A 21,337-nucleotide genomic window follows, 5' to 3' on the forward strand; every position below is an offset into this window, starting at 1 on the left:
AAGGTTAACGCCTAAAACCGCTCATGTGGCCACCGCCAAATCCACCATCTCGCCCACCGTTATCAAAGCTACGTGAGCGATCTTGATTGCCATCAAAGCGGGCTTGATCTCGCAAAGCGTTTTCTTGAGCGGCCTCGCGATAGATATTGGGATTAGATCTATCCATCTGGGCATCATTGCGTGCTTCTTGATTTAAACGTGCTGCTTGATTTCTTTCTTCAGGAGTTGCATCTTTCTGAAAAGCATTGTTAGCGCGTTGACCATCCATTCTGGCCGCCTGCCTCTCGCCTGGAGTGGCGTTATTTTTCCAATCGTTTAGTAAGCGCTGTTGGTTAGCAATGTTTGCTGGTCCGATAATTGCCCGAGAAGGTACACGCCCTGAGGCATTAATTGTTGTGGAATTAATCGTGCCATTGTTCCAATTGGGGGATGACCAGAAAGCATCTCCGATCGCAAAGCCTAGGCCAAAAGTCATCAGACCCCAAGCAGGGTCATAGACAGGATATGGTGGGTACTCTGGATAGGGCCATGATCCATAAACAACTGTTGGACTATAACTTGGAACGTAAACCACTTTTGTATTAGCCGGGCTAATCAAGACGTTACCACCCGCATCGGTAGTGACAGTAATTTGCCTATTAGACTTAAGGTTACCAGCTTTGATAGCCATTTTTCTAAGGATTTGAACCGCTTGCATTGTGTCAGCAGCCTGGAGCTTATAAGCATTGCCAAGATTCTGGGTCCACTGTAATTTGCTGCCCATCATATTGAATGCTTCTGGGAACGATATTAAGGATTTCACGCTGTCGTTCCAACTTTGTGCCTTGAGCGCATTTTGTAGATCGTCGCCCTTCAATGAAGCATTGCTAGTGCGCCAGTTATAGGCCTCAGCAACTTCTAAGGGGTACGTTGAGGCTAGAAGCATCAGCGAGAGCAAGGAGTCGGGATATAGCGCTATTGGCGAAACTAAGGACTGCAATTGCTCTGAAGAAATAGTTTGTGGGCCTGCGTTATAGCTTGAATCCTGGGTATAGCCAGGACTACCAGATCCGCCACTTTGCATATAACCCTGAGGATAATAGTAGCCACTTGATTGATACGGTCCAGGATTCATAACGCATCCATTCAGAAGAGATCCTAAAGCGATCGATGCCAGCGTTAGCAATCCAACTTTTGCATTCTGCGCAGGAATAGTTTTTTGACTTGTCCGCTTCATATCCGCCTCAATATTGTTCTAAATAAATAGCTCACTAGATTTAACCCACTCTACTACTTTGCAATGCTTTGGGCATTAGCCCGGTCTAAATAAGTATCCAGAGCGAGCTTTATCTCTACGCCTTCTATAGATGGCCCCTATAAGAGCAAACAGAGCCCAAATAGCCAAGAATGGATCCAGCAAGTAATCCCAAAGATTGGCAGACTCATGCCAGTGGACTGTCCAAGCCAGAATGGCGATAGCAATAATCCATATACCCTTCGTCCAGCCTGCCAAGCCACACACTAGGGCAAAAAATAGGACCCCAATTAAGAATGCTATGGATCCATAGCCCCATGCATAAGGGTCGATCATTCCCAAGCCCAAGGCAAATGGATAAAAACATAGGGAGATGATTGCCACGGAAAATTTGAAAGCAATTGGCGTAGGCTTATTGGCTGGTAGCAATGAGCTCCACAACAATAAAGTCAGCACGATGCTCAGATCACCAGTCAAGCCGCGTACATAAGCCACCAAGGGTAAATTCATACCAAATGGCCAAAACAGAATATTTCCCATCAGAAGGACTAAAAATACTTTTATAGCAAATGGAAAAGGATTTGAAGAAAACTTTTGCAAGATCCAAATACCCACTACCGCACAAGAAATAGACAATTCAATCAAAGCTATGATTTGCATGAGCTGATTCATTGCTGCACCTCCTGATGAGCTGGATCTGCTTCAGCGCTGTTTATTTGTTGATGGGCCTGTCTTAGCCAAGCACCAGAAAAATAACGATGCCGAATTTTCTTACGATCCCAGGTGTAAACCAAATGCGCATCGTCACCGTCTACGGTGATTAAGTAAGGGTATGAGAATTCTTTACGTTGAGCTTCAGGTATCGCTTCATCGTCCTCCAATACCTCAATGGTTTGCCACTGTCCAGATTTGACATCGCTCATCAGTAAGACCAAACGATAACGCCCATTTTCAATATTGTTTAAAACCAAAATGCGAGCGCTACTTTTAAGAACAAGTCCAGCAACTGCAGAATTGGGATTGGCAATGGCCAAATCTTCTGACTGATGCCATGTTTGACCCGCATTTTGGGTATGACTAACCGGGATTTGCTTTGGTAAGCCAGAGCTTCGTGTTTGTCGAAAATAAGCACTGGCATCTTGCGCGTCATTGACAAATACGAGTGGCTGAATCGCTCCGCGTCCAGAACTCATACGACGTTTATCGATTACTTGACCTGCCTCTATTCTTAGAAACTCGCCAAAACGCCCTATCCATTCATGATAGGCAGGCAAGCCTAGTAGGCCATCAGCGAACATTACATTAGGGGATTTCACGAGGGTACTTAAATTCAGTAACGGGGAGCTAATAAGGCGTTGCGGCTTACTCCATGTCAAACCTTCATCATCCGAAGTTATTGCAGAAATTGAGCTACCCGCCCAACCACCAATAGAGACGGTAACAAAGAACAATTGCAGACGACCATCAGCCAATCTGGCCGGTACAGGATTGCCTAACTTAGCGATATAACGTGAAAGCCCCTTCTCTGCACTAATGCGATCCATCACAACAATGGGCGCACTCCAGCCAGAAGTCCTCGAGTCATATACGGAGCTGTAGATCGATACATCAGCAGCACCTTCGCGACTACCGGCAAACCAAAATGCTCTCACTGCACCATCCTTGAGGGCAATCATTGAAGCTGCATGGACTGAGGCAGCGCCAGTATAAGGAAGCCAATGTGATTGAGGCGCGGGAATATTGATCTTGATGGGATCTTTTGTCTTTGTTACTGCGGGCTCATCCAGAACTTCATCTACCTGGAAAGAAGGAGTAGCAAATGGCGCCCACACTGGACGTCTATCAATATGCAGAAAGCCAATCACTGCAGCAAGCAACAAAAAACAAAGAGCAATGACACGACTCATCTACAAACATCCTTTAAGTTCGATAAATCTGGGTTCGCTACCGGTGTAGAGATGAGGTATTCATTAACAAATAAATGTTTACCAATCTGCCCCATCAACATTTCCTGAATTTCTTCATTAGAGTGACGGGCTCTCATCTCCATTCTTTGTCCAACAATCTGACAAGAATCACAGAGTGCAGGCTGAGCACCCAAAGAAGTATGCACCGCAACTAAAGGGTAGGCGGATGTCAGAGTTGCGACATCACTAGCATCTTTTGCTAAATAACCATGCAGTTTTGCACCTGGCAGCAACAATCGATACTCCTCATCCTTGGCTCGATAGTCACAAGGAATCCAAACATCCCCGCCTTGCAACTGAGCAATCGTTTCTGCCGAGTAGCGCCCTAAGCGCCCTTCTAATGGAGCAAGACTACTAGTCAACCCGCAATAAACCAAAAAGCAGGCTGCCAAAGAAATGGTTTTAGTAAAACGCCGATTCAGTAAGCCAAGCAAGACCAGCAATATTCCTGCCGCCATGAGAATCCAATGACAATAGGAGTAAGTCCATGCGCCAGCATCACCCATAAATTGTGAGAACTGAAGATTGATACCAATCCATAGCAAGAGCGATAACACCAGTAATTGCAAAAGCAAGGCAATGCGGAAGCCCCATAAAGGCAACTTATCCCAATATAAGGCAATTAGCGCCGCAAACGCTGGCATCACTGGCAAAAGGTAACGACCTGAACGCTGACTAGGTAAGCTGAACACAATGGAGAACGCTGCTATCAACAGCAGCAATAGAACCTCTTCTAAATTCAGAAAGCGACGTGCACGCCAGCATTGCATCAAGCTCGATATCAACACAAAGCTAAATAAGCCAGCATTAGTAATCGTCGTCAAAATTAAAAGCCAAATACTGTCGCCACCGCGCAGCAAATCCATGAAATAACTAGACCGGCGTGCAGCAAACTTACCGGCATTCTCGCCCAGTACAAACTCTTTCCAAACAGCTTCTGGATAAGGGTCCATGGCAAACCACAAGGCAAATACGCCCAGGGCAAGTACAGCGATCAGGATTAACTTATATAGGTCGCGGATAAGTACCTGAGGAATACTCCACTGCCGCCAGCGCCAGTAATACAGCCCCAAAGCAAAAGTAGCAGGAAAGATGTAGGCAAAAGATTTTGCAAATAGTGCAAAGCCAAAACAAACCCCCGCCATCAATGGGAAAAAGAATTTAGATTCAAATGCACTTTTACCCCAATACAAAATCGCCATAAATGGTAGCGATATCCAAAATACTTCCGGAGGGTCTGCTAAGAATGGTCGACCATAGCGATAGGTTGCAAAAAAGGAGAGCCAAACTAATGCTGCCAATATTCCAGTTTGCGTTTTTCCACTGAAACGTTGGACTGCTAAAAATAAGAAAAATGCTGTGAGTCCGGTATATAGAACACTGGGCCAACGCAAATTTGCCAAACTCCATTCACTTGCCCAATTCGTACTAGCAATACCTTGCCAAAATATCAGTGGTGGCTTGGTATTTTTGATGCCATCCATTTCAGACCGCAACGGCAGCCATTGGCTCGACTCCGCCGTCATACGCACAATATGCATATAGGGGTACTCATCACCGTTTTTTGGTGCAAATCGGCTATCCAAACCATAAAGGTAGGTAAATACACCTAAAAGGAGTATCAATAAGGCGGAACGGTAAGAAAATGAAATTCTCATACCCGTAGTTTATAGGGCTTATAGAAAATTCCAACAAAACACATCAGGCCCGTATTTTCGAATGAGCTTATGAAAAATGAATCTGAGGTAAGCGCTACTTTTTAAGGATTTCTTGATTAAGATACTCATAAAGCAATAAACCTATGAGTCAAAAAAATAATTTGAATGGAGAAAAACCGCATGCGAGCACTGTTTTCAAGACCCGCAATCGTAGTATCGACATACATTGGATTGTGTCTATGGAGCAGTCTTTCTTTAGCGCAAAATCCAGATGCAAGCAATTTATATAAACGCAGCCTTGCAGCAACCTGCGCCAATTGTCATGGCACTGAAGGAAACGGTGTTATTGATAGCAACATCCCACTCATCAACAATCTCACTCACACACAAATATTAGAAAAATTGATGGCTTATAAATCTGGCTCATTAGAAGGCACTATCATGCCGCAGCTGACCAAGGGCTATACCGAAGAACAGCTCAATACCATTGCCAATCAACTTGGCAAGAACTAATAAGGAAGCCCATCATGGATCGTCGACACTTTATTGGTCAGAGCACCGCCGCACTTGGTTTGATGGCAGGCTTTTCTGGTCAAGCCCACGCAAATTTACAAAAGGCAGAAATCATCGTCATTGGCGGAGGGTATGGTGGCGCTACTGCTGCTAAATATTTACGCCTGTTTTCCAACAACACCGCCAAGGTGACGTTGATTGAGCCTAATGTTGCCTTTGTTTCCTGCCCACTATCTAATTTAGTTGTAGGTGGCTCACGCACAATATCTGAAATCACGACCCCTTATGACAATCTGAGCAAGCGTCATGGCGTGAAGATCATTCAAGACAGCGTCTCCAGCATCGACCCCGATAAAAAAACAGTTAAGCTTGCCTCTGGGAAAACCTTACGCTATGACAAAGCGATCGTTTCACCCGGTGTTGCTTTAATGATGAATAGTATTGAAGGACTGGCTCAAGCCAATAAAGCAGGCGTTACCCTCCAGGCCTGGAAAGCAGGCCCCGAAACAGTAGCCCTACACAATCAACTGGCAGCAATGCGCGATGGTGGCACCTTCGCTATCAGTATTCCAGAAGCCCCCTATCGCTGCCCTCCAGGACCTTACGAGCGAGCCTGCCAGGTAGCAAACTATCTTAAGCACCACAAGCCTAAGTCTAAAGTTCTCATTTTGGATGCTAACCAAGATGTCACCTCAAAAGGTGCGCTCTTTAAGAAGGTGTGGGCAGAACAGTACCCAGGATTGATTGAGTATTTGCCCAAATACAATGTCACCGCCGTGGATGCAAAAACAAAAACTTTGAAATTTGAAGTGCAAGAAGATATTAAGGCTGATGTTTTAAATCTTCTACCGGCGATGAGCGCCGGTGAGATTGCCGTCAAAACTGGGTTAGCAAACTCCAATGGCCGCTGGGTTAATGTGAATTACCTCAACTTTGAATCTACCGCACAAAAAGACATTCATGTCCTGGGTGACTCGATTCAAGTAGCGCCAGCAATGCCTAAGTCAGGGCACATGGCCAATCAACATGCCAAAGTGGCGGCTGCGGCGATTGTGGCTGAACTCAGTAATTGGGAAGTTAATCCAGCGCCAGTAGTGAACAATACTTGCTACAGCTTTGTGAACGAACGAGAAGTGATTCACGTGGCTAGCGTTCATCAATACAGTGCTGCTAAGAAAACTTTTGAGCCTGTTCATGGTGCAGGCGGTCTATCTCCAGCACCCTCAACACTTGAAGGGGTATATGCCTGGGGCTGGGCTCACAATATTTGGGCGGACAGCCTGGGTTGATCCAAGTCAATACTTCCAAAAAAAAGGGGCTTGGCGCCTCTTTTTTTGTTTACTTGGCTGCATAGATACCTATACTAAACAAAACAGATTAAAAAACTCGGAGGCTTAATGAATATGACCCCTACCTCACCAAAAGATGCATCCAAAATAGAAGATGCCATTGAAAGATGGACCGTCCCTATTGGTAATCTGTTCGTCTCTTTATTCCATCGGATTGCATTATTTGGAATCGGTGCTGCAACCGTTTGGTCAGCAGCTGTTGCATTCCTGGGTATGGTTAATAAAGGATCGGCTTCAATCGAAGACCTGCTGTTGCTCTTTATCTATCTTGAAATTGGCGCCATGGTCGGCATATATTTTAAGACCAACCATATGCCAGTTCGCTTTTTGATCTATGTAGCGATCACTGCCGTTACTCGCCTGATCATTGACTTGGTTAATACCAAGCACGAGGCTGATATGGCGATCCTCTTTATGGGGCTTACTATTCTCATCTTGGCTCTGGCTAATGCAGTCGTTCGATACGCTTCATTTAAATTCCCCAGCAGAAATGGTGATAGCGAATAAAGCCCTATAAGTCAGGATCAATGCCTTCATCAAATTGATAGGGGTGTACGCCCCTATTTAAGCAATTTCGCACGTAATCAATGCTAGCTCGTAAGGCATAGTAGTCGCCAGACAGGCGCTTAGAAACTTTAATATTTAAAGCCTGATACTCAAGTAAATTGAGCCTCTTTAGATACTCATCCCGCTGTTGATCGTCAAACCCATTGAGTAATTCTTGCTCCAAGGATTTTAAAGAACCATATAAGCGATTGATCTTATTTTGCATGCGCTTAGCGCGATATCCTGGCAGAGCCTGTAAAAGCGGATAGCCCAATACACAGAAAGGCAGCAATACAAAAATGAGGCGATTAATAAGCTCGGCCATCCAGAACGGGAAATAGGCTACCAATAAGGGGTAATTATTTTTCTCATAATGAATTGCGACGGGACTTTCAGGCAACATGGAATCTTTAAAGGATGGAAACTCTCCGCGCTCAGCAAAGAAAGATTCTTTGCCATTAATCTGTCTGGCAGCTTCTAAAAATAGAAATTGAATCGCCGGATTCATGCGATCATCAATCAATAGATTTGTTGTGGTTGCCAACAGCTTCATATCAGTTGATGGAAAGTTACGTGGCAAATTAAAAGCCCCTTGGGGGACATCCAAAATATTGAGATAAGGCATTAATTTGACATAGGCTGCTGCACGTTTAAAAGTGACTAAATGCAAAGACTTATCGTTTAACAAGGCTTGCACATTGGGGGCATCATAGGAATCCACAATAAAGGTTCCATCTATCTCGCCTGCCTTCAGTGCTTTCACCGCATCATGCCCAGCAAGATTAAAAACTTGCACCCCTTTTTCATAGCCGGCGGCCTTCAGTATTTTGGTTGACTGAGCATAGGTACCACTGCCCTCAATTCCCACAGAAATCTTTTTATTAGCAAAATGTTGAAGTACGACGCCAACTGAATCTGACTCGGTAGACTTTAGCTCCGAACCTCGATAAAAAAACCAAATCGGGTCATAGGCGATTGCGCCCAGAGACTGAATACCAGTCACCTCTTTGGCATGATCAACCCCAGCTTGAACAAAGGCTACTTGCACGGGGTCATTCCGATCCGATAAGCGATCAATGTTTTCTTGTGCTCCCGTAGTTGCTACGAGCTCGAGAGTAATTCCCTTTGCCCTGAAAAACTCTACATACTTTTTCCCTAGGGCTTCGTATGAACTGCCTGATGAACCGGTGGCCATGAGGACGTGTCTGGGAGGGGGCGGATCTGCATACCACCAGATCCCCATCAGTATTGCTAGCAAGAGAATGAGGAGCGGCCAAGCCTCCTGTAGGAACTGAGTAAAGTCATCCCACTTCTCCCGAGCGCTCTCAGAAAGCCCTAGATACGTTTCTTGAATGTCTTGTTTAAAGCTTCCCATGTGCTACCGATCGACAAATATCATTAAAGATAATGATAATAGGCTTATTCTGATTCTTTCAATTGGCCTTTTAATACCCTAAAAACATGATAAATCTTAGAAAATCCCAGGATCGTGGCTATGCCGACCATGGCTGGCTTAAAAGCTTTCACTCCTTCTCATTTGCGGGCTACCATGACCCCCGCTTTATGGGCTGGGGGAATCTGCGCGTCATTAATGAAGATCGCGTAGCTGCAGGAATGGGTTTTGGCAAGCATAGCCATCGCAATATGGAAATCATCAGTTACGTACTATCTGGAGAGTTGGCGCACGAAGATAGTATGGGCAATATCAAAGGAATCCCACCGGGGGATGTCCAACGCATGAGCGCCGGTAGTGGAGTTACTCATAGCGAGTTCAATCACGCCAGAGATCAAACTGCTCATTTTTTACAGATCTGGATAGAGCCCAATGTATTAGAAATTGAGCCGAGCTATGAACAAAAATCCATTCCAGAAATAGAAAAAGATGGCAAGTTGCGCATCATTGCCTCCCCTACCGGAACTGATGGTGCTGTGAAAATTAATGCAGATGCCAAGGTATATGCTGGGCTCTTTGATCAGGGTCAATCATTCGAGCTAGCATTAGACCCCAATAGAAAGTTCTACGTTCACCTTATTCGTGGTTCACTTGATGTGAATGGCCACGTTTTAAATGGCGGTGATGCCCTCCTAATGCAGGAGGAAAACCAACTAGCACTCTCTGATGGAAAAAGCGCCGAAGTCTTGGTATTCGACCTCAGCGCTTAGCGTATTTCTGAAGCGCCAGAGTTAATCTAACTTAATTTTGGCCTTTTCAATCACCGTTTTCCAGCGAGCAATGTCTGAAAAATACAGGTCCGAGAATTGCTGAGTATTCATCGGGGCAATTTGTACTCCAGCCTTTTGAAAGCGGTCCTTCATCTCAGGGGTTTCTAGGATCTTCAAAATAGAGTTATTTAACTCCTTGATGATTCCTTGAGGCGTTTTGGCAGGAACAAATACTCCCTGCCACAAAGCCATCTCGTAACCCTTAACGCCCGCCTCTTGAATCGTTACTAATTCTGGGGCGCCACTAAAACGATTTTTACTGGTGACAGCCAATGCCCTTACCTTGTCGCCTTTATACAAAGGGAGGCCTACTGGCATGCCTGCGAAATAAAAGTCGATCTGCCCGCCCATTAAGTCTGTAGCAGCGGGTGAGCCACCCTTATAGGGAATATGAATCGCTTGTAATCCAGTAGTGGCTAAAAATAATTCGCCAGCCATATGATCGGAGTTACCAATTCCTGAAGAGCCAAAACTCAATTTACCTGGCTCGGCCTTAAGCATTGCTATTAAATCTGCAACACTCTTGGCTGGTGAGTTGTTATTGACAATCAGAATATGAGGAGTTGCCGCGACCCCAACGACCGGCAATAAATCTTTTTGGCCATTGAACGGCAGTTTTGGATTGGCTGCCACATTAATAGCCAGGCCATTTTGTGCGAACAAGATGGTGTAGCCATCGGGGGCGCTTTTTGCCACCGCATCTGCTGCTAGGCTTCCTGCTGCGCCGCCACGATTCTCAACAATAATGGGCTGCTTTAAAGCAAGACTGAGATCATTGGCAATCATCCTGCCGACAATATCAGTAGAGCTTCCCGGCGCATAACCAATCATCATCTTGATGGGTTTATCAGGGTAGGCAGCCAATGCTGCCCCCACAAATACTGGAACAACCGCCGGAACAACTACCGCACTTATTACTATGTTTTTTATTAGTTTTTTAAACATATGTCTCCTCCAGTAATTTAGTATTTTTTTAAAACCTTAAAGCGGGGATGCCGCATTCCTGAGCGCAAGCATTCAATGCCTCTAGTAGCTCGGGCGAAACAGGGATACCCCTTTCACTTCTCTCAGCCATTGTTTTTGCTGCGCCCTCACCTGGCACACGAATCTCTTTAACGCCAGGCAATGTTGATGAATTTTTCAAATCATTCACTAAAACAATTACTCTGTTTATAAACTCTTCCGTGTTACCAAACGCACTTGGATCGACTGCAATAATCGTTTGCCCCGTGTTTGTAACCAAGTCGTGGTGAGCATTGAAATCAATTGTTCCTTTGCCAACTGCTGCATTATTAAGTGCGCCTGCAAGCAAGCCAATCATGACTGCTAAGCCATAACCCTTATATCCACCAATGGGCAATAAAGATCCTTCGGCAGATTTTTTAGGATCCGTTATTGGCTTGCCCTGGCGATCAATCATCCAATCATCTGGAATGGACTCCCCCTTTTGCGCAGCTACTTTTACTTTGCCGTAGGCCGCTACAGTAGTTGCAATATCCAAAAGCACTGTTGGCCCATCGCCTGCTGGAACTGCAATTGCAATTGGATTGGTTGACAACAATAAGTCAATGCCACCCCATGGCGCCATATGATTTGCGTTACCAACAGCCATATAAATACCGATATAACCCTGCTCTGCTAGCTTACGAACATATACCGAAGCGGCGCCTGAATGATTGCCGTAGTGACTACCAATCCAACATACGCTGTGCTGCTTCACTTTTTCGATAGCGAGGTCTACGGCTCTATTCATGACTAAGTGCCCTAAGGCATTGTCACCATTAATCAACGCAGTTGCACCCTGCTCGTGCTCAATATGAATATTGGGATGCAAATTAACACCGCCAGCACGAATTCTTTTTAAATAGGAGGGCAAACGGAAAATGCCATGACCATCAGCGCCTACGAGATCAGACTGCACCATCAGATTGGCAATGATGTCTGCATCACTTGCAGGAACTTTCTCTGCTTGCAGTGCGCTCGAGATAAAACGCTCTGTATCAGTTATAGATAAATAGTTCATTCTGATTTAAGCCTCTGAGCTCGCTTTAAATTCCATGCTGTAAACATATTTATTCTCCGGATGATGCGTTACTGTCACTTCAAATAATTTATCCTGATCATCAAAATAGCGGCGAATAATGACCAGACATGCAGTGTCAGGCTTGATGTGAAGTTTTTCCGCAATTTCTGGCGACACTTGAGAAGCATATACATCTACCTCCGCCCTCTCGATACGAGCGCCATATTTTTCCTCAATCTGCTCATACACCATTACCTGGGTGTGTTCTGGATCTTTTGTCAACGAAGCAAACTGGGGCAATATATAAATATCCGTCCAGGCTATGACCTCCTCCGCCTGCTGACGCTTTCGAATTCCGCCAATGTGGTACCAAGATGATCCAACCGGTGCACCAACAATCTGGCTTAGGGACTTATCTAGCTCAATAAATTCTTCGACTATGTTCTGACGATAGGTATCACGTGAATAACTCAGAATATCAATTGGAGAGTTATAGCTTTGGGTGAAACGGCGTAAGCGCTGTCTAGACACCACCTTTGTAGGCGCGCCTTGATGGCGATAAATCAGGCCATTAGATTCCAGAATTTGTAGTGCATGCCGCAATGTATGCCGACTAGACTGAAAATCCCTACAAAGATCCGCCTCGGCAGGCAAGACGGATCCCACTGGCCAATCACCGTTATAAATACGCTGCTCTAGCGTTTTGGCTAAAGACTTATATAACGGTGATCGTTCACTCAATTTAAGAAAGTCCAAACATTTTTTTACCAGCAACTGGCAAACGTGCTTTCAGAATATCGCCAGATAAAGACTCGGTAATGTAGAGATCTTTTCCATCCGCCCCACCAAAACACATATTAGCCAAATGATGGTGATGTGGGTTCTCAGAGTAGATCAAGTGGGTTGGCAGCATATTGTTATCAAATCTCCAGATTCCAATACCAAGGTGGCACACCAACAAACCATTTTCTGAGTCCATTTCAATACCATCTGGACCTGCAACGCCACCCGTTAACTGTATCGCTACACCCGTCTTGGAAACAGAGCCGTCAGCCATCAAAGGCAATCTCCAAATTTGCTGAGATCTAGTGGCCGCTACGAATACATGCTTTTCTTGAGTATTCAAAGTAATGCCGTTTGGGCTTGGCACATTAAGCGCCAAACGATCCAGCTGCCCATTGGCACGCAATCTAAACACGCGACCAGTTGGGTCAGCAATGCCGGTCTGACCTTGATCTGTGAAATACAAATCGCCATTCGAGGCAAAGTGTAGATCGTTCAAGCCTTTAAAGTTTTCGCTATACATTGATCCTAAGATAGTTTCAATTTTTCCAGTTTTTGGATCTAGCGCTAACAAACCTGCTTTGTAATCACAAATGAAAGCGCGCCCATCTTTATGAAACTTCATGCCGTTTGGCCAACCATCATATTGAGTAATTAGCTCCCACTCGCCCTTGGTGTCAATGCGAAAAATGCGACCAAAGGGAATGTCAACAAACCATAAATTACCTTCACGATCGAATGAAGGCCCCTCTAAAAAGCACTCAACCTCTGCACCTTGTCGATTAGGATCGGACCATCCGGTACGGGATTTTTTGCGAAACTTCTCTGGCATGGTTGAAAACACTTCCGTTTTAATTTTCTCAACGGGCTGGAAAGGGTTATGCATCGTCATGGGGAGATCTCCTAGGGTAAGTTATACGGATAAGTACGTTTTATTATTAAACAATTAAACCATAAATAATGATAACCTACGGTAATTATTGATCAGCAATGATCTTGCTCTATTTATTACTTAACCGTATAGGTTTAAAAAATATGAAATCTGTAGCTGTTATTGGAACTGGAATCATGGGTGCTGGCATTGCAGCCGGCTTTATCGCCCAAAACATACCCGTAGTCATTCTGGGTAGATCAAAAGACAAGGCTGACGCCTGCTTGGATAAAGCCATCAGCCTTGCCAAAAAAATAGGCATGGTAGGAGACAACGTCACTAAAGATGACGCTGACATTAAGAAGCAGCAATTCATTGGCGTCCTAGAGGATTGGCAGGACTGGAATCAATTCTCCTGGGTGATTGAGACTGTTGCCGAGAACTTGGAACTAAAGCAAAAAATTTTCCAACACCTTGATCAAGTGGTGCCACTAGATACTCCTATTGGCAGTAATAGCTCAGGCTTCCCCATTAGCAAAATTGCAGAAGGCCTCAAAACTGCAAACCGTATGATGGGTGCGCACTATTTCATGCCTGCAGAAGTTGTTCCTCTCGTTGAAATTGTCATGGGACAAAAAACAGAACTTAAATATGCGGAGCAAGCTTGCGAACTGTATCGGGCTATCGACAAGAAGCCTGTCCTGGTGAAGAAGGATATTCCTGGATTTTTAGCGAACCGTATTCAACATGCCTTGATGAGGGAGGCACTCTCGCTCGTGCAAGAAGGAATTGCTACGCCAGCCGATATTGATGATGCCGTGAGATATAGCTTTGGCTTCCGTTACGCGGCTGTAGGCCCAATGACACAAAAAGAAATTTCAGGCTGGGATGGAATGGCGAATGCCGCTAAGGAAATTTATCCTTCACTCTCCAATATCACTGCCCTGCCTCCAAAAGTAGTTCAACTTATGGCCGATGGGAAAACAGGTATGAAAGCTGGGGAAGGATTTAGAAAGTGGACCCCAGAAGAAATCAAAACTGTTTCCGACTCCTACTCTCGTAGGCTGAAGGCGGCTTTTGACGTTCTCAATATTGAATGATTGAGTAACCTTGAGCTACAGCATCTTTCACACGATCGAGGTTGGGAGTAATCCCGATACCAATAGAGCTCAATTGAGCGATATCAAGATGGCCACGCGTTGCCGTTAATGGACGATCGCAGATATCAAAGCGTAGATATTGATTTGACATGCTAAATCCCCAAGGCACATCCCCTATTGCAAAACCGATGGCTGCTGTTGCAGCCCCCGCTAGAGATGTTTCTGCTACTTTGCAAGCTAAGTTGAGCTTTAGATTATTTGCTCGCAAGGTTTGTGCGCTTTTGCAGGCCGCCAGTACTCCACCCGTTTTAATGGGTTTTAAACTGGCGCCATCAAGGGCCTTAGCTTTCACAAATTCCTCTATCTCATCTGTGCCATGGATAGATTCATCCAAGCCAATTGGAATTGGGGATTGCTGCTTGAGCAAGACGAAATCAGCCATTGCAGAATCTGCGTTAATCAGCTGCTCAGCAAATGACAGTTTGCACGCCTGCTTTGAGGTGCAAAACTGGATAGCCCCTTCTAATGACATTGCGCCGTTAGCATCCACTGAAATGACGTCACCCTCTAGCAGATCTGAGAGCGCCTTGACTCGACGTAAATCCTCTTCAACCGATAAAGAACCAATCTTTATTTTCCAATGTTTAAATCCTGCTTCACGAAATGATTTAGCGTCAGTGATTTCTTTTTCTAATGAACCGCCAAGCATGCGCAGCAAGGGAATCCCGGCCACTTCCGGTGAAGCAACGCCTACGGCAAATGAGCGCAAATATTTCCATAACGCGATCGAATTTTTCTGTGTATACAGATCAAGTAATGCCATCTCCAAACAAGATTTAGCTGATGGATTGCCATACAAAATTGCATCAAACAGTTTAGAAAAATCCTTAGGATCACCCCACTCAATTGCACGTGCTTTTTCTACCAAATACTTTACGCTCGCTAATAGGCTCTCGAGAGTCTCACCAGTCATGAGGGGTGCAACAGATGCCTCACCCCAACCTTGGCGACCCTCTTCATCGGTGAGGCAAAGCAATACAGTTTTGGCATCCACAATCACTTCTTTAGCCATCTTGATTGGCTCAATGAGTGGAATTGAAAGCGGGAAGATGGTTGCCTGAGTGATTTTCATTTTTTTACACAACATTTAAATAAGAATAAACAATAAGAATACGGAGAACATTACATGAGAAAAATCTTTATAGCATTATCGCTAGTTAGCATTGGCTTTACCAATAGCATACAGGCGCAGAGCTATCCCACTCAACCCATCAAGCTAATCGTTCCGTTTGCTGCGGGTGGGCCTTCTGATGTTTTGGCGAGAGGTTTTACTCCCAAGCTTGGCGAAAACCTTGGTCAACCAATCATTATTGAAAACAAGCCGGGTGCAGGCGCTAATCTTGCTGCTGAGTATGTAGCCAATTCCAAACCAGATGGCTACACCCTTTTTCTAATGATGGTAGGCACCCAAGCCATTAACGAAACGCTTTACAAAAAACTGAATTACAACCTCGTTAAAGATTTTGCTCCTGTCAGCTTGGTAGCATCTTCATCGCTATTATTTGTGGCTAACCCATCGGCACCTTTCAAAACAATTCCAGAACTCATTGCCTACGCAAAAGCTAACCCTAATAAAGTGAGTTTTGCCTCATCAGGTGCTGGGACCCCACTTCACCTAGGTGGTGAACTGTTTAATACGCAAGCGGGAACTGATATTCTGCATGTGCCTTATAAGGGGGCCGCACCAGCATTAACTGATGTACTTGGTGGTCAAATTGAAACTGCGCTCGTCGGAACGCCAGCAGCTTTACCCTATGTGCGTTCTGGTAAATTGATCCCACTAGGCATTACCAGTCTTAAACGCTCTCCAAGCGCCCCTGAAATTCCGGCGATCTCAGAGTACATCCCTAAATTTGAAGTTGAGCTTGTATACGCAATCGTCGCACCAGCAAAGACACCAAAAGTGATTGTCGACAAACTGAATGCACAATTAATCAGCGTGCTTAACAATCCAGAAATCAAAGCGCAAATCAATGGCAAGGGCTTTGAAGTGGTCACCAGCACCCCAAACTATTTGGGTGACTACATTAAGTCCGAAGTGGCTAAGTGGGCCCCTATTGTTAAGAAATCTGGCGCAACTGCTGAATAAATAAACTATTGAATCGAAAGAAACCTATGATTGAAATCTCTGAAAAAAAACTGGCTGGCCCTATTATTCGCCTGCATCCTAATGACAATATTGTGGTCGCAAGGGTTGATGTTGGAATTGGTGCTGAAGTTCCTAGCGAGAATTTTACAAGTCGCAGCCAAGTGCCTGCTGGCTACAAGATTGCCACCAAAAAGATCCTCAAAGGCGAGCCCATTCTGAAATACAACGTCATGGTAGGTTTTGCGAATACTGACATTGAACCCGGCACGATGGTACATAGTCACAATACCGAGTTTCGCGAGTTTGATCGTGACTATGCTTACGCAAGCGAATATAAGCCGACCCAATTACTGCCTGAAGATCAACGCGCTACTTTTCAGGGTTATGTCAGGCCCAATGGAAAAGTAGGAACACGTAATTTCATCGGCATCCTATCGACAGTAAACTGTTCAGCAACCGTTGTGAACAAAATTGCAGATTGGTTTACCCCCGAAAGATTGAAAGATTTTCCCAATGTAGACGGCGTTGTGGCGTTTAGTCATGACATAGGCTGCGGCATGGAAATGAGTGGTGAGCCAATGCAATTGCTTCGCCGTACTATGGCTGGGTATGCTCGTCACCCCAACCTAGCAGCCGCTCTAATTGTGGGTCTCGGTTGTGAGCGTAATCAACTAAAAGGCTTGATGGAGCAAGAAGACCTGGCCGAAGGAAATACTCTGCATACCTTTATCATGCAAGAATCGGGCGGCACGCGCAAAACCATTGAGGCAGGTATCGAAGCTGTCAAAGCACTTTTGCCTGCAGCCAATCAAGCAAAACGGCAAACAGTGTCGGCAAGTCACCTGACGGTTGGCTTACAGTGTGGCGGTTCCGATGGCTTCTCTTCAATTACAGCCAATCCCGCACTAGGTGCCGCGATTGATATTTTGTCCCGCCATGGTGGCACTGGAATTCTTTCAGAAACACCAGAGATCTATGGCGTGGAACATACCCTTACCCGCCGCGCTGTTAGCAAAGAAGTGGGTGAAAAGCTCATTAAACGAATTCGCTGGTGGAAAGATGAATACTCTGTTGGTAGAGATGTGCAAATTAACGGACAAGTAAGCCCTGGCAATCAAATTGGTGGTCTCGCTAATATTTTTGAGAAATCTCTAGGATCCTCCATGAAAGGCGGCACTGGTCCTCTAATGGAAGTCTATAAGTATGCAGAGCCAGTGAGCACCAAAGGCTTCGTATTTATGGATACTCCGGGGTTTGATCCTGTATCGGCCACCGGCCAGATTGCTGGAGGCGCCAACCTGATTGCCTTTACTACCGGCCGCGGGTCTATGTTTGGCTCTAAGCCTGCGCCCTGTATCAAACTAGCCACCAATACCCCAATGTATCAGCGCCTCACTGAAGACATGGATATCAATTGCGGTGAGATTTTGGACGGCACGGTATCCGTCCAGGAAATGGGACAACGGATATTTGAGTTATTTCTGCGTACCGCCTCCGGGGAGGCCTCCAAAAGCGAACTTCTTGGCCTGGGAGACTATGAATTTGTTCCATGGCAAATTGGTGTAATGAGCTAAGAGAACTGTAGAATCAATCCTATTAGCTTAACCCAGGCAGAAACCGAACTGAAACAGGCTTATGAAATTTAGGGATTACTACGAAACTCTTGGCGTAGCTCGTGGCGCCACTGAAGCTGAGATTAAATCAGCCTATCGCAAGATGGCGCGCAAGTTCCATCCGGATGTTAATAAAGAGCCTGGTGCTGAAGAACAATTCAAGCAAATCGGCGAAGCTTATGCCGTATTAAAGGACACTGAGAAACGTGCAGCCTACGATCGCTTTGGTGAGAACTGGAAAAACGGTCAAGACTTTACCCCTCCCCCAAATTGGAATGAAGGCTTTGACTATTCTGATGACAGTTTTGGTGGTGGTCATCCAGGTTATGGTGGTGGCTTTGAAGGTGATCAAAGTGAGTTCTTTGAATCTCTGTTTGGTCGCGGCAAACATCGCCAAGGTGGTCGTGGTGGCAATCCTCGCCAGGGTATGAATTTCAAAGGCCAAGATCATCACGCCAAAATTTTGATTGATCTCGCTGATGCATATAACGGAGCTAAGCGCACTATTGCATTGCATATGCCCGTGCAAGATGCGAGTGGCCACGTCAGCACCCAAGAACGCAAGTTAGATGTCAGTATTCCTAAAGGCATTAAGGCCGGACAAAATTTGCGACTCTCCGGACAAGGTGGTCCTGGTGTTGGCGAGGGCCCTGCTGGTGACCTCTATCTCGAAATTGAATTTCATCCTAACGCTATTTATCGCGTAGAAGGCAAAGATGTCTTCATCGATATTCCTTTGGCACCGTGGGAAGCGGCACTCGGTACTACCGTCAACGTCCCCACTCCTGCAGGCAGCACTTTAGAATTGAAGATCCCCGCAGGAACTGTTGCTGGTCGAAAGATGCGCCTTAAAGGTAAAGGCATACCAAGTTCAGAGCCAGGTGATTTATATGCGGTACCTTCTATCGCCTTACCTCCTGCTGATACTGAATCACAAAAAGAAGCTTATCAAGCCTTTGAGAAGGCTTTTGATTTCAATCCTAGAACACACCTGAAGGGATGATTGATATGACACAAACTAATATCACTTGGATTGAAGGCGCTGTTGTAGAGAATGAGGTGCACATGACCATTGTGGAGCTCTCCCATGCATCCCGCACACCAGAAGATCTCATCATGACTTGGGTGTCCGAAGGTGTTTTAAGTCCAGCTGGCTCTTCACCTCAGGATTGGCGCTTCAGTGGCGACTCTTTGCGAAGAGCAAAAACCGCAGCACACCTTACCCATGATCTTGAATTAAATGTGCCTGGGGTTGCCTTGGCGCTAGACCTGCTTGATGAAATCGCCCAGTTGCGCGCTCGTTTACCGCGCGACTAGGCTATAGCACTAAGACTCTGAAAGACTCAATAGCTGCTCCCAGCGTTGCAGCTTTTGATCTAAGTCAGCAGTGATTTCACTCAAGCGCGCTTGCATGCTCGCTGCCAACTCAGGTTCATTTTTATAGAGATCGGGATTGCTCATAGCAATACCAATATCGGTCTGCTCAGTTTCCAATGTCTCAATCTGTAATGGCAAAACTTCCAGTTCTTGGCGCTCTTTACCATTGAGTTTCTGAACCCCACTTTTAGCTATAGGCTTAACTTCCGCCTTAACTTCTACCTTTGCCTCTGCTTTGGCTTCAACTTTTTCTACAGCTTTCGAGTTGGCATTGGCATTTCCATTCGCTGCACGAATTTTGTCTGAGCGCGCTTTCTGGATTTTCCAATCCTCATAACCCCCCTCGTACTCACGCCAGAAGCCATCACCTTCGTTGGCAATAATGCTGGTGACGACGTTATCTAGGAAGTAACGGTCATGACTGACCAAGAAGACCGTGCCCTTATAGTCTTGCAGGAGTTGCTCAAGCAAATCCAAAGTATCAATATCCAAGTCATTTGTTGGTTCATCCAAGACCAAGACGTTTGCAGGCCGCGCAAATAGACGTGCTAGCAATAAACGATTACGCTCACCGCCCGACAAAGTACTTACCGGGGAATTGGTTCTCTCTGGAGCAAATAAGAAATCGCTCAGGTAACTCTTAACGTGCTTTTTATTTCCATTGATTTCAATCCACTCACTCCCTGGGCTAATGTAATCTTCCAGCGAAGCATTCAGATCTAAACCTTCGCGCATTTGGTCGAAGTAAGCCACCTCAATACGTGTACCCATAGTTGCAGTGCCGGAGTCTGGCACAATAGTTCCCAAAATTAATTTCAGCAAAGTTGTTTTACCTGCGCCATTAGGACCCAGTAAACCAACCTTATCGCCGCGCAAAATCGTTGCCGTGAAATCTTTCACGATTGGACGGTCGTAGGTTTTGCTGACGTTTTGAAGATCAGCCACAATCTTGCCGCTTCGATCTCCTGCAGAAACAGCCAACTTCACCTGCCCCATCGCATCTCTGCGTTCGGCACGGCTACTCCGTAATTTTTCTAAACGGGCAATTCGGGCAACGCTTCGAGTACGGCGAGCCTCAACCCCTTTACGAATCCAGACCTCTTCTTGCGCCAATAATTTATCGGCACGAGCATTAGCTAAGGATTCAGAGTTGAGCTCTTGCTCTTTTAATACTTCATATTGAGTAAAGTTACCTGGGTAACTGCGCAGAATGCCGCGATCGAGCTCAACAATCTGGGTGCAGACGTTATCCAAGAAGGCGCGATCATGGGTAATCAAAATTACTGAACCCTGATACTCCTTAAGAAGTTCTTCCAACCACGCAATCGAATCCAAATCCAAATGGTTGGTTGGCTCATCAAGTAGTAGCACGTCAGGCATCTCAACTAAAGCACGCGCTAAGGCAACCCGTTTCTTAGTACCGCCAGAAAGTGTATTGATTTTGAGATCAGACTCCAAGTGCAAACGGTCTAATGTTTCATAAACACGTTGCTCCCAATTCCAGCCGCTCAAGGCCTCTAATTGCGATTGCACTTCGTCAAGGCGATCATGGGAGGCATCATCCCACTCGCCAACGCTGAGGGCCTCGTATTCCTCGCGCAAGGCTTTTGCTTGAGCAACACCTTTGGAAACTGCCTCGAAGATAGTCTCTTCCGCCTCAAATATAGGCTCTTGGGGAACATATGCGATTCTGAGGCCTTGCTGATACTGCAAGAGACCATCGTCCAGCTTTTCTATACCAGCCAATATCTTCAACAAGGAAGATTTACCAGTGCCATTGCGGCCAATTAAGCCAACACGTTCACCGGATTCCAGTGAAAAAGCAGTGTTTGCGAGGAGGTCAACGTGGCCAAAAGCCAGTTTTGCATCAGTGAGTACGATTAAGGCCATGGCAACATTATCGTCACTTCCCTAAAAGAGGAGATATTTCC

20 protein-coding genes are annotated in these 21,337 nt (G+C 45.5%); 9 read left to right on the plus strand and 11 right to left on the minus strand.

The window, feature by feature from the left end; translation table 11 throughout:
* Nucleotides 1–4 precede the first annotated feature (4 nt).
* The 4 genes from VC188_RS06245 to VC188_RS06260 all read right to left on the minus strand — a co-directional run bounded on the left by VC188_RS06245 (nt 5) and on the right by VC188_RS06260 (nt 4,859).
* Nucleotides 5–1,216: a DUF3300 domain-containing protein gene (locus VC188_RS06245; protein WP_323483384.1), complete on the minus strand. Its 1,212-nt coding sequence runs from the start codon at nt 1,214–1,216 to the stop codon at nt 5–7.
* Nucleotides 1,217–1,291: 75 nt separating this feature from the next.
* Nucleotides 1,292–1,894: a hypothetical protein gene (locus tag VC188_RS06250; RefSeq protein WP_323483385.1), complete on the minus strand. Its 603-nt coding sequence runs from the start codon at nt 1,892–1,894 to the stop codon at nt 1,292–1,294.
* Between the two features lie 8 nt (nt 1,895–1,902).
* The gene (locus tag VC188_RS06255) at nt 1,903–3,141 is read right to left on the minus strand and encodes a sialidase family protein (protein WP_323483386.1); all 1,239 of its coding nucleotides are present in this window, start codon (nt 3,139–3,141) and stop codon (nt 1,903–1,905) included.
* Nucleotides 3,138–4,859 carry a glycosyl transferase gene (locus VC188_RS06260; RefSeq protein ID WP_323483387.1) on the minus strand — a complete coding sequence of 574 codons (1,722 nt, stop codon included), beginning with the start codon at nt 4,857–4,859 and terminating at the stop codon, nt 3,138–3,140. Before VC188_RS06260 ends, VC188_RS06255 begins: the two co-directional genes overlap by 4 nt.
* A gap of 180 nt (nt 4,860–5,039) precedes the next feature.
* Here VC188_RS06260 and VC188_RS06265 point away from each other — a divergent pair, with 180 nt between their 5' ends.
* From VC188_RS06265 to VC188_RS06275, 3 genes are all read left to right on the plus strand, one after another.
* Nucleotides 5,040–5,372 carry a c-type cytochrome gene (locus VC188_RS06265; protein ID WP_251368445.1) on the plus strand — a complete coding sequence of 111 codons (333 nt, stop codon included), beginning with the start codon at nt 5,040–5,042 and terminating at the stop codon, nt 5,370–5,372.
* Nucleotides 5,373–5,386: 14 nt separating this feature from the next.
* On the plus strand, nt 5,387–6,661 hold the full coding sequence (locus tag VC188_RS06270; protein WP_323483388.1) for an NAD(P)/FAD-dependent oxidoreductase: 1,275 nt from the start codon (nt 5,387–5,389) through the stop codon (nt 6,659–6,661).
* Nucleotides 6,662–6,769: 108 nt separating this feature from the next.
* A complete protein-coding gene (locus VC188_RS06275) occupies nt 6,770–7,228 on the plus strand; it encodes a phosphate-starvation-inducible protein PsiE (protein WP_323483389.1) in 459 nt (152 codons plus the stop codon).
* A gap of 4 nt (nt 7,229–7,232) precedes the next feature.
* Here VC188_RS06275 and VC188_RS06280 read toward each other — a convergent pair whose 3' ends face one another.
* On the minus strand, nt 7,233–8,642 hold the full coding sequence (locus VC188_RS06280; protein ID WP_323483390.1) for a TAXI family TRAP transporter solute-binding subunit: 1,410 nt from the start codon (nt 8,640–8,642) through the stop codon (nt 7,233–7,235).
* An 86-nt stretch (nt 8,643–8,728) separates the two neighbouring features.
* Between VC188_RS06280 and VC188_RS06285 the strand changes: the two genes are divergently transcribed.
* The gene (locus VC188_RS06285; RefSeq protein WP_323483391.1) at nt 8,729–9,430 is read left to right on the plus strand and encodes a pirin family protein; all 702 of its coding nucleotides are present in this window, start codon (nt 8,729–8,731) and stop codon (nt 9,428–9,430) included.
* Nucleotides 9,431–9,451: 21 nt separating this feature from the next.
* Here VC188_RS06285 and VC188_RS06290 read toward each other — a convergent pair whose 3' ends face one another.
* From VC188_RS06290 to VC188_RS06305, 4 genes are read right to left on the minus strand one after another with little or no spacing between them, the layout of a single operon-like run.
* The gene (locus tag VC188_RS06290) at nt 9,452–10,435 is read right to left on the minus strand and encodes a tripartite tricarboxylate transporter substrate binding protein (protein WP_323483392.1); all 984 of its coding nucleotides are present in this window, start codon (nt 10,433–10,435) and stop codon (nt 9,452–9,454) included.
* Nucleotides 10,436–10,463: 28 nt separating this feature from the next.
* Nucleotides 10,464–11,513 carry an Ldh family oxidoreductase gene (locus VC188_RS06295; RefSeq protein WP_323483393.1) on the minus strand — a complete coding sequence of 350 codons (1,050 nt, stop codon included), beginning with the start codon at nt 11,511–11,513 and terminating at the stop codon, nt 10,464–10,466.
* A gap of 6 nt (nt 11,514–11,519) precedes the next feature.
* Nucleotides 11,520–12,254 carry a GntR family transcriptional regulator gene (locus VC188_RS06300; RefSeq protein ID WP_215320167.1) on the minus strand — a complete coding sequence of 245 codons (735 nt, stop codon included), beginning with the start codon at nt 12,252–12,254 and terminating at the stop codon, nt 11,520–11,522.
* 1 nt (nt 12,255) lies between these two features.
* Nucleotides 12,256–13,188, minus strand: coding sequence for an SMP-30/gluconolactonase/LRE family protein (locus tag VC188_RS06305; RefSeq protein WP_072583457.1), 933 nt, complete (start codon nt 13,186–13,188; stop codon nt 12,256–12,258).
* Nucleotides 13,189–13,331: 143 nt separating this feature from the next.
* Here VC188_RS06305 and VC188_RS06310 point away from each other — a divergent pair, with 143 nt between their 5' ends.
* Nucleotides 13,332–14,267, plus strand: coding sequence for a 3-hydroxyacyl-CoA dehydrogenase family protein (locus tag VC188_RS06310; RefSeq protein WP_323483394.1), 936 nt, complete (start codon nt 13,332–13,334; stop codon nt 14,265–14,267).
* Here the strand turns inward: VC188_RS06310 and VC188_RS06315 are convergent.
* Complete coding sequence (locus tag VC188_RS06315) at nt 14,254–15,399, minus strand: mandelate racemase/muconate lactonizing enzyme family protein (RefSeq protein ID WP_323483395.1); 1,146 nt, start codon at nt 15,397–15,399, stop codon at nt 14,254–14,256. The genes VC188_RS06310 and VC188_RS06315 overlap by 14 nt on opposite strands.
* 54 nt (nt 15,400–15,453) lie before the next feature.
* Here VC188_RS06315 and VC188_RS06320 point away from each other — a divergent pair, with 54 nt between their 5' ends.
* The 4 genes from VC188_RS06320 (at nt 15,454) to VC188_RS06335 (ending at nt 19,346) form a co-directional block, all read left to right on the plus strand.
* Entirely contained in the window at nt 15,454–16,416 is a 963-nt protein-coding gene (locus VC188_RS06320) for a tripartite tricarboxylate transporter substrate binding protein (RefSeq protein ID WP_323483396.1), read from the plus strand.
* Nucleotides 16,417–16,442: 26 nt separating this feature from the next.
* A complete protein-coding gene (locus tag VC188_RS06325; protein WP_323483397.1) occupies nt 16,443–17,990 on the plus strand; it encodes an altronate dehydratase family protein in 1,548 nt (515 codons plus the stop codon).
* Between the two features lie 61 nt (nt 17,991–18,051).
* Complete coding sequence (locus VC188_RS06330; protein WP_323483398.1) at nt 18,052–19,032, plus strand: DnaJ C-terminal domain-containing protein; 981 nt, start codon at nt 18,052–18,054, stop codon at nt 19,030–19,032.
* 5 nt (nt 19,033–19,037) lie between these two features.
* Entirely contained in the window at nt 19,038–19,346 is a 309-nt protein-coding gene (locus tag VC188_RS06335) for a chaperone modulator CbpM (protein WP_072583879.1), read from the plus strand.
* 9 nt (nt 19,347–19,355) lie between these two features.
* On the opposite strand, the gene VC188_RS06340 is transcribed toward VC188_RS06335, so the two are convergent.
* Complete coding sequence (locus VC188_RS06340) at nt 19,356–21,296, minus strand: ATP-binding cassette domain-containing protein (RefSeq protein ID WP_323483399.1); 1,941 nt, start codon at nt 21,294–21,296, stop codon at nt 19,356–19,358.
* Nucleotides 21,297–21,337: the final 41 nt, after the last annotated feature.

The organism is Polynucleobacter sp. MG-28-Ekke-A2 (assembly GCF_035012985.1).
In the GTDB taxonomy this organism is placed as follows: domain Bacteria; phylum Pseudomonadota; class Gammaproteobacteria; order Burkholderiales; family Burkholderiaceae; genus Polynucleobacter.

Excerpts from the sequence above, each read along its gene's own strand:
- VC188_RS06245 (WP_323483384.1), bottom strand. The coding sequence starts at position 1,216 with ATGAAGCGGACAAGTCAAAAAACTATTCCTGCGCAGAATGCAAAAGTT.
- VC188_RS06250 (WP_323483385.1), bottom strand. The coding sequence starts at position 1,894 with ATGCAAATCATAGCTTTGATTGAATTGTCTATTTCTTGTGCGGTAGTG.
- VC188_RS06255 (WP_323483386.1), bottom strand. The coding sequence starts at position 3,141 with ATGAGTCGTGTCATTGCTCTTTGTTTTTTGTTGCTTGCTGCAGTGATT.
- VC188_RS06260 (WP_323483387.1), bottom strand. The coding sequence starts at position 4,859 with ATGAGAATTTCATTTTCTTACCGTTCCGCCTTATTGATACTCCTTTTA.
- VC188_RS06265 (WP_251368445.1), top strand. The coding sequence starts at position 5,040 with ATGCGAGCACTGTTTTCAAGACCCGCAATCGTAGTATCGACATACATT.
- VC188_RS06270 (WP_323483388.1), top strand. The coding sequence starts at position 5,387 with ATGGATCGTCGACACTTTATTGGTCAGAGCACCGCCGCACTTGGTTTG.
- VC188_RS06275 (WP_323483389.1), top strand. The coding sequence starts at position 6,770 with ATGAATATGACCCCTACCTCACCAAAAGATGCATCCAAAATAGAAGAT.
- VC188_RS06280 (WP_323483390.1), bottom strand. The coding sequence starts at position 8,642 with ATGGGAAGCTTTAAACAAGACATTCAAGAAACGTATCTAGGGCTTTCT.
- VC188_RS06285 (WP_323483391.1), top strand. The coding sequence starts at position 8,729 with ATGATAAATCTTAGAAAATCCCAGGATCGTGGCTATGCCGACCATGGC.
- VC188_RS06290 (WP_323483392.1), bottom strand. The coding sequence starts at position 10,435 with ATGTTTAAAAAACTAATAAAAAACATAGTAATAAGTGCGGTAGTTGTT.
- VC188_RS06295 (WP_323483393.1), bottom strand. The coding sequence starts at position 11,513 with ATGAACTATTTATCTATAACTGATACAGAGCGTTTTATCTCGAGCGCA.
- VC188_RS06305 (WP_072583457.1), bottom strand. The coding sequence starts at position 13,188 with ATGACGATGCATAACCCTTTCCAGCCCGTTGAGAAAATTAAAACGGAA.
- VC188_RS06310 (WP_323483394.1), top strand. The coding sequence starts at position 13,332 with ATGAAATCTGTAGCTGTTATTGGAACTGGAATCATGGGTGCTGGCATT.
- VC188_RS06315 (WP_323483395.1), bottom strand. The coding sequence starts at position 15,399 with ATGAAAATCACTCAGGCAACCATCTTCCCGCTTTCAATTCCACTCATT.
- VC188_RS06320 (WP_323483396.1), top strand. The coding sequence starts at position 15,454 with ATGAGAAAAATCTTTATAGCATTATCGCTAGTTAGCATTGGCTTTACC.
- VC188_RS06325 (WP_323483397.1), top strand. The coding sequence starts at position 16,443 with ATGATTGAAATCTCTGAAAAAAAACTGGCTGGCCCTATTATTCGCCTG.
- VC188_RS06330 (WP_323483398.1), top strand. The coding sequence starts at position 18,052 with ATGAAATTTAGGGATTACTACGAAACTCTTGGCGTAGCTCGTGGCGCC.
- VC188_RS06335 (WP_072583879.1), top strand. The coding sequence starts at position 19,038 with ATGACACAAACTAATATCACTTGGATTGAAGGCGCTGTTGTAGAGAAT.
- VC188_RS06340 (WP_323483399.1), bottom strand. The coding sequence starts at position 21,296 with ATGGCCTTAATCGTACTCACTGATGCAAAACTGGCTTTTGGCCACGTT.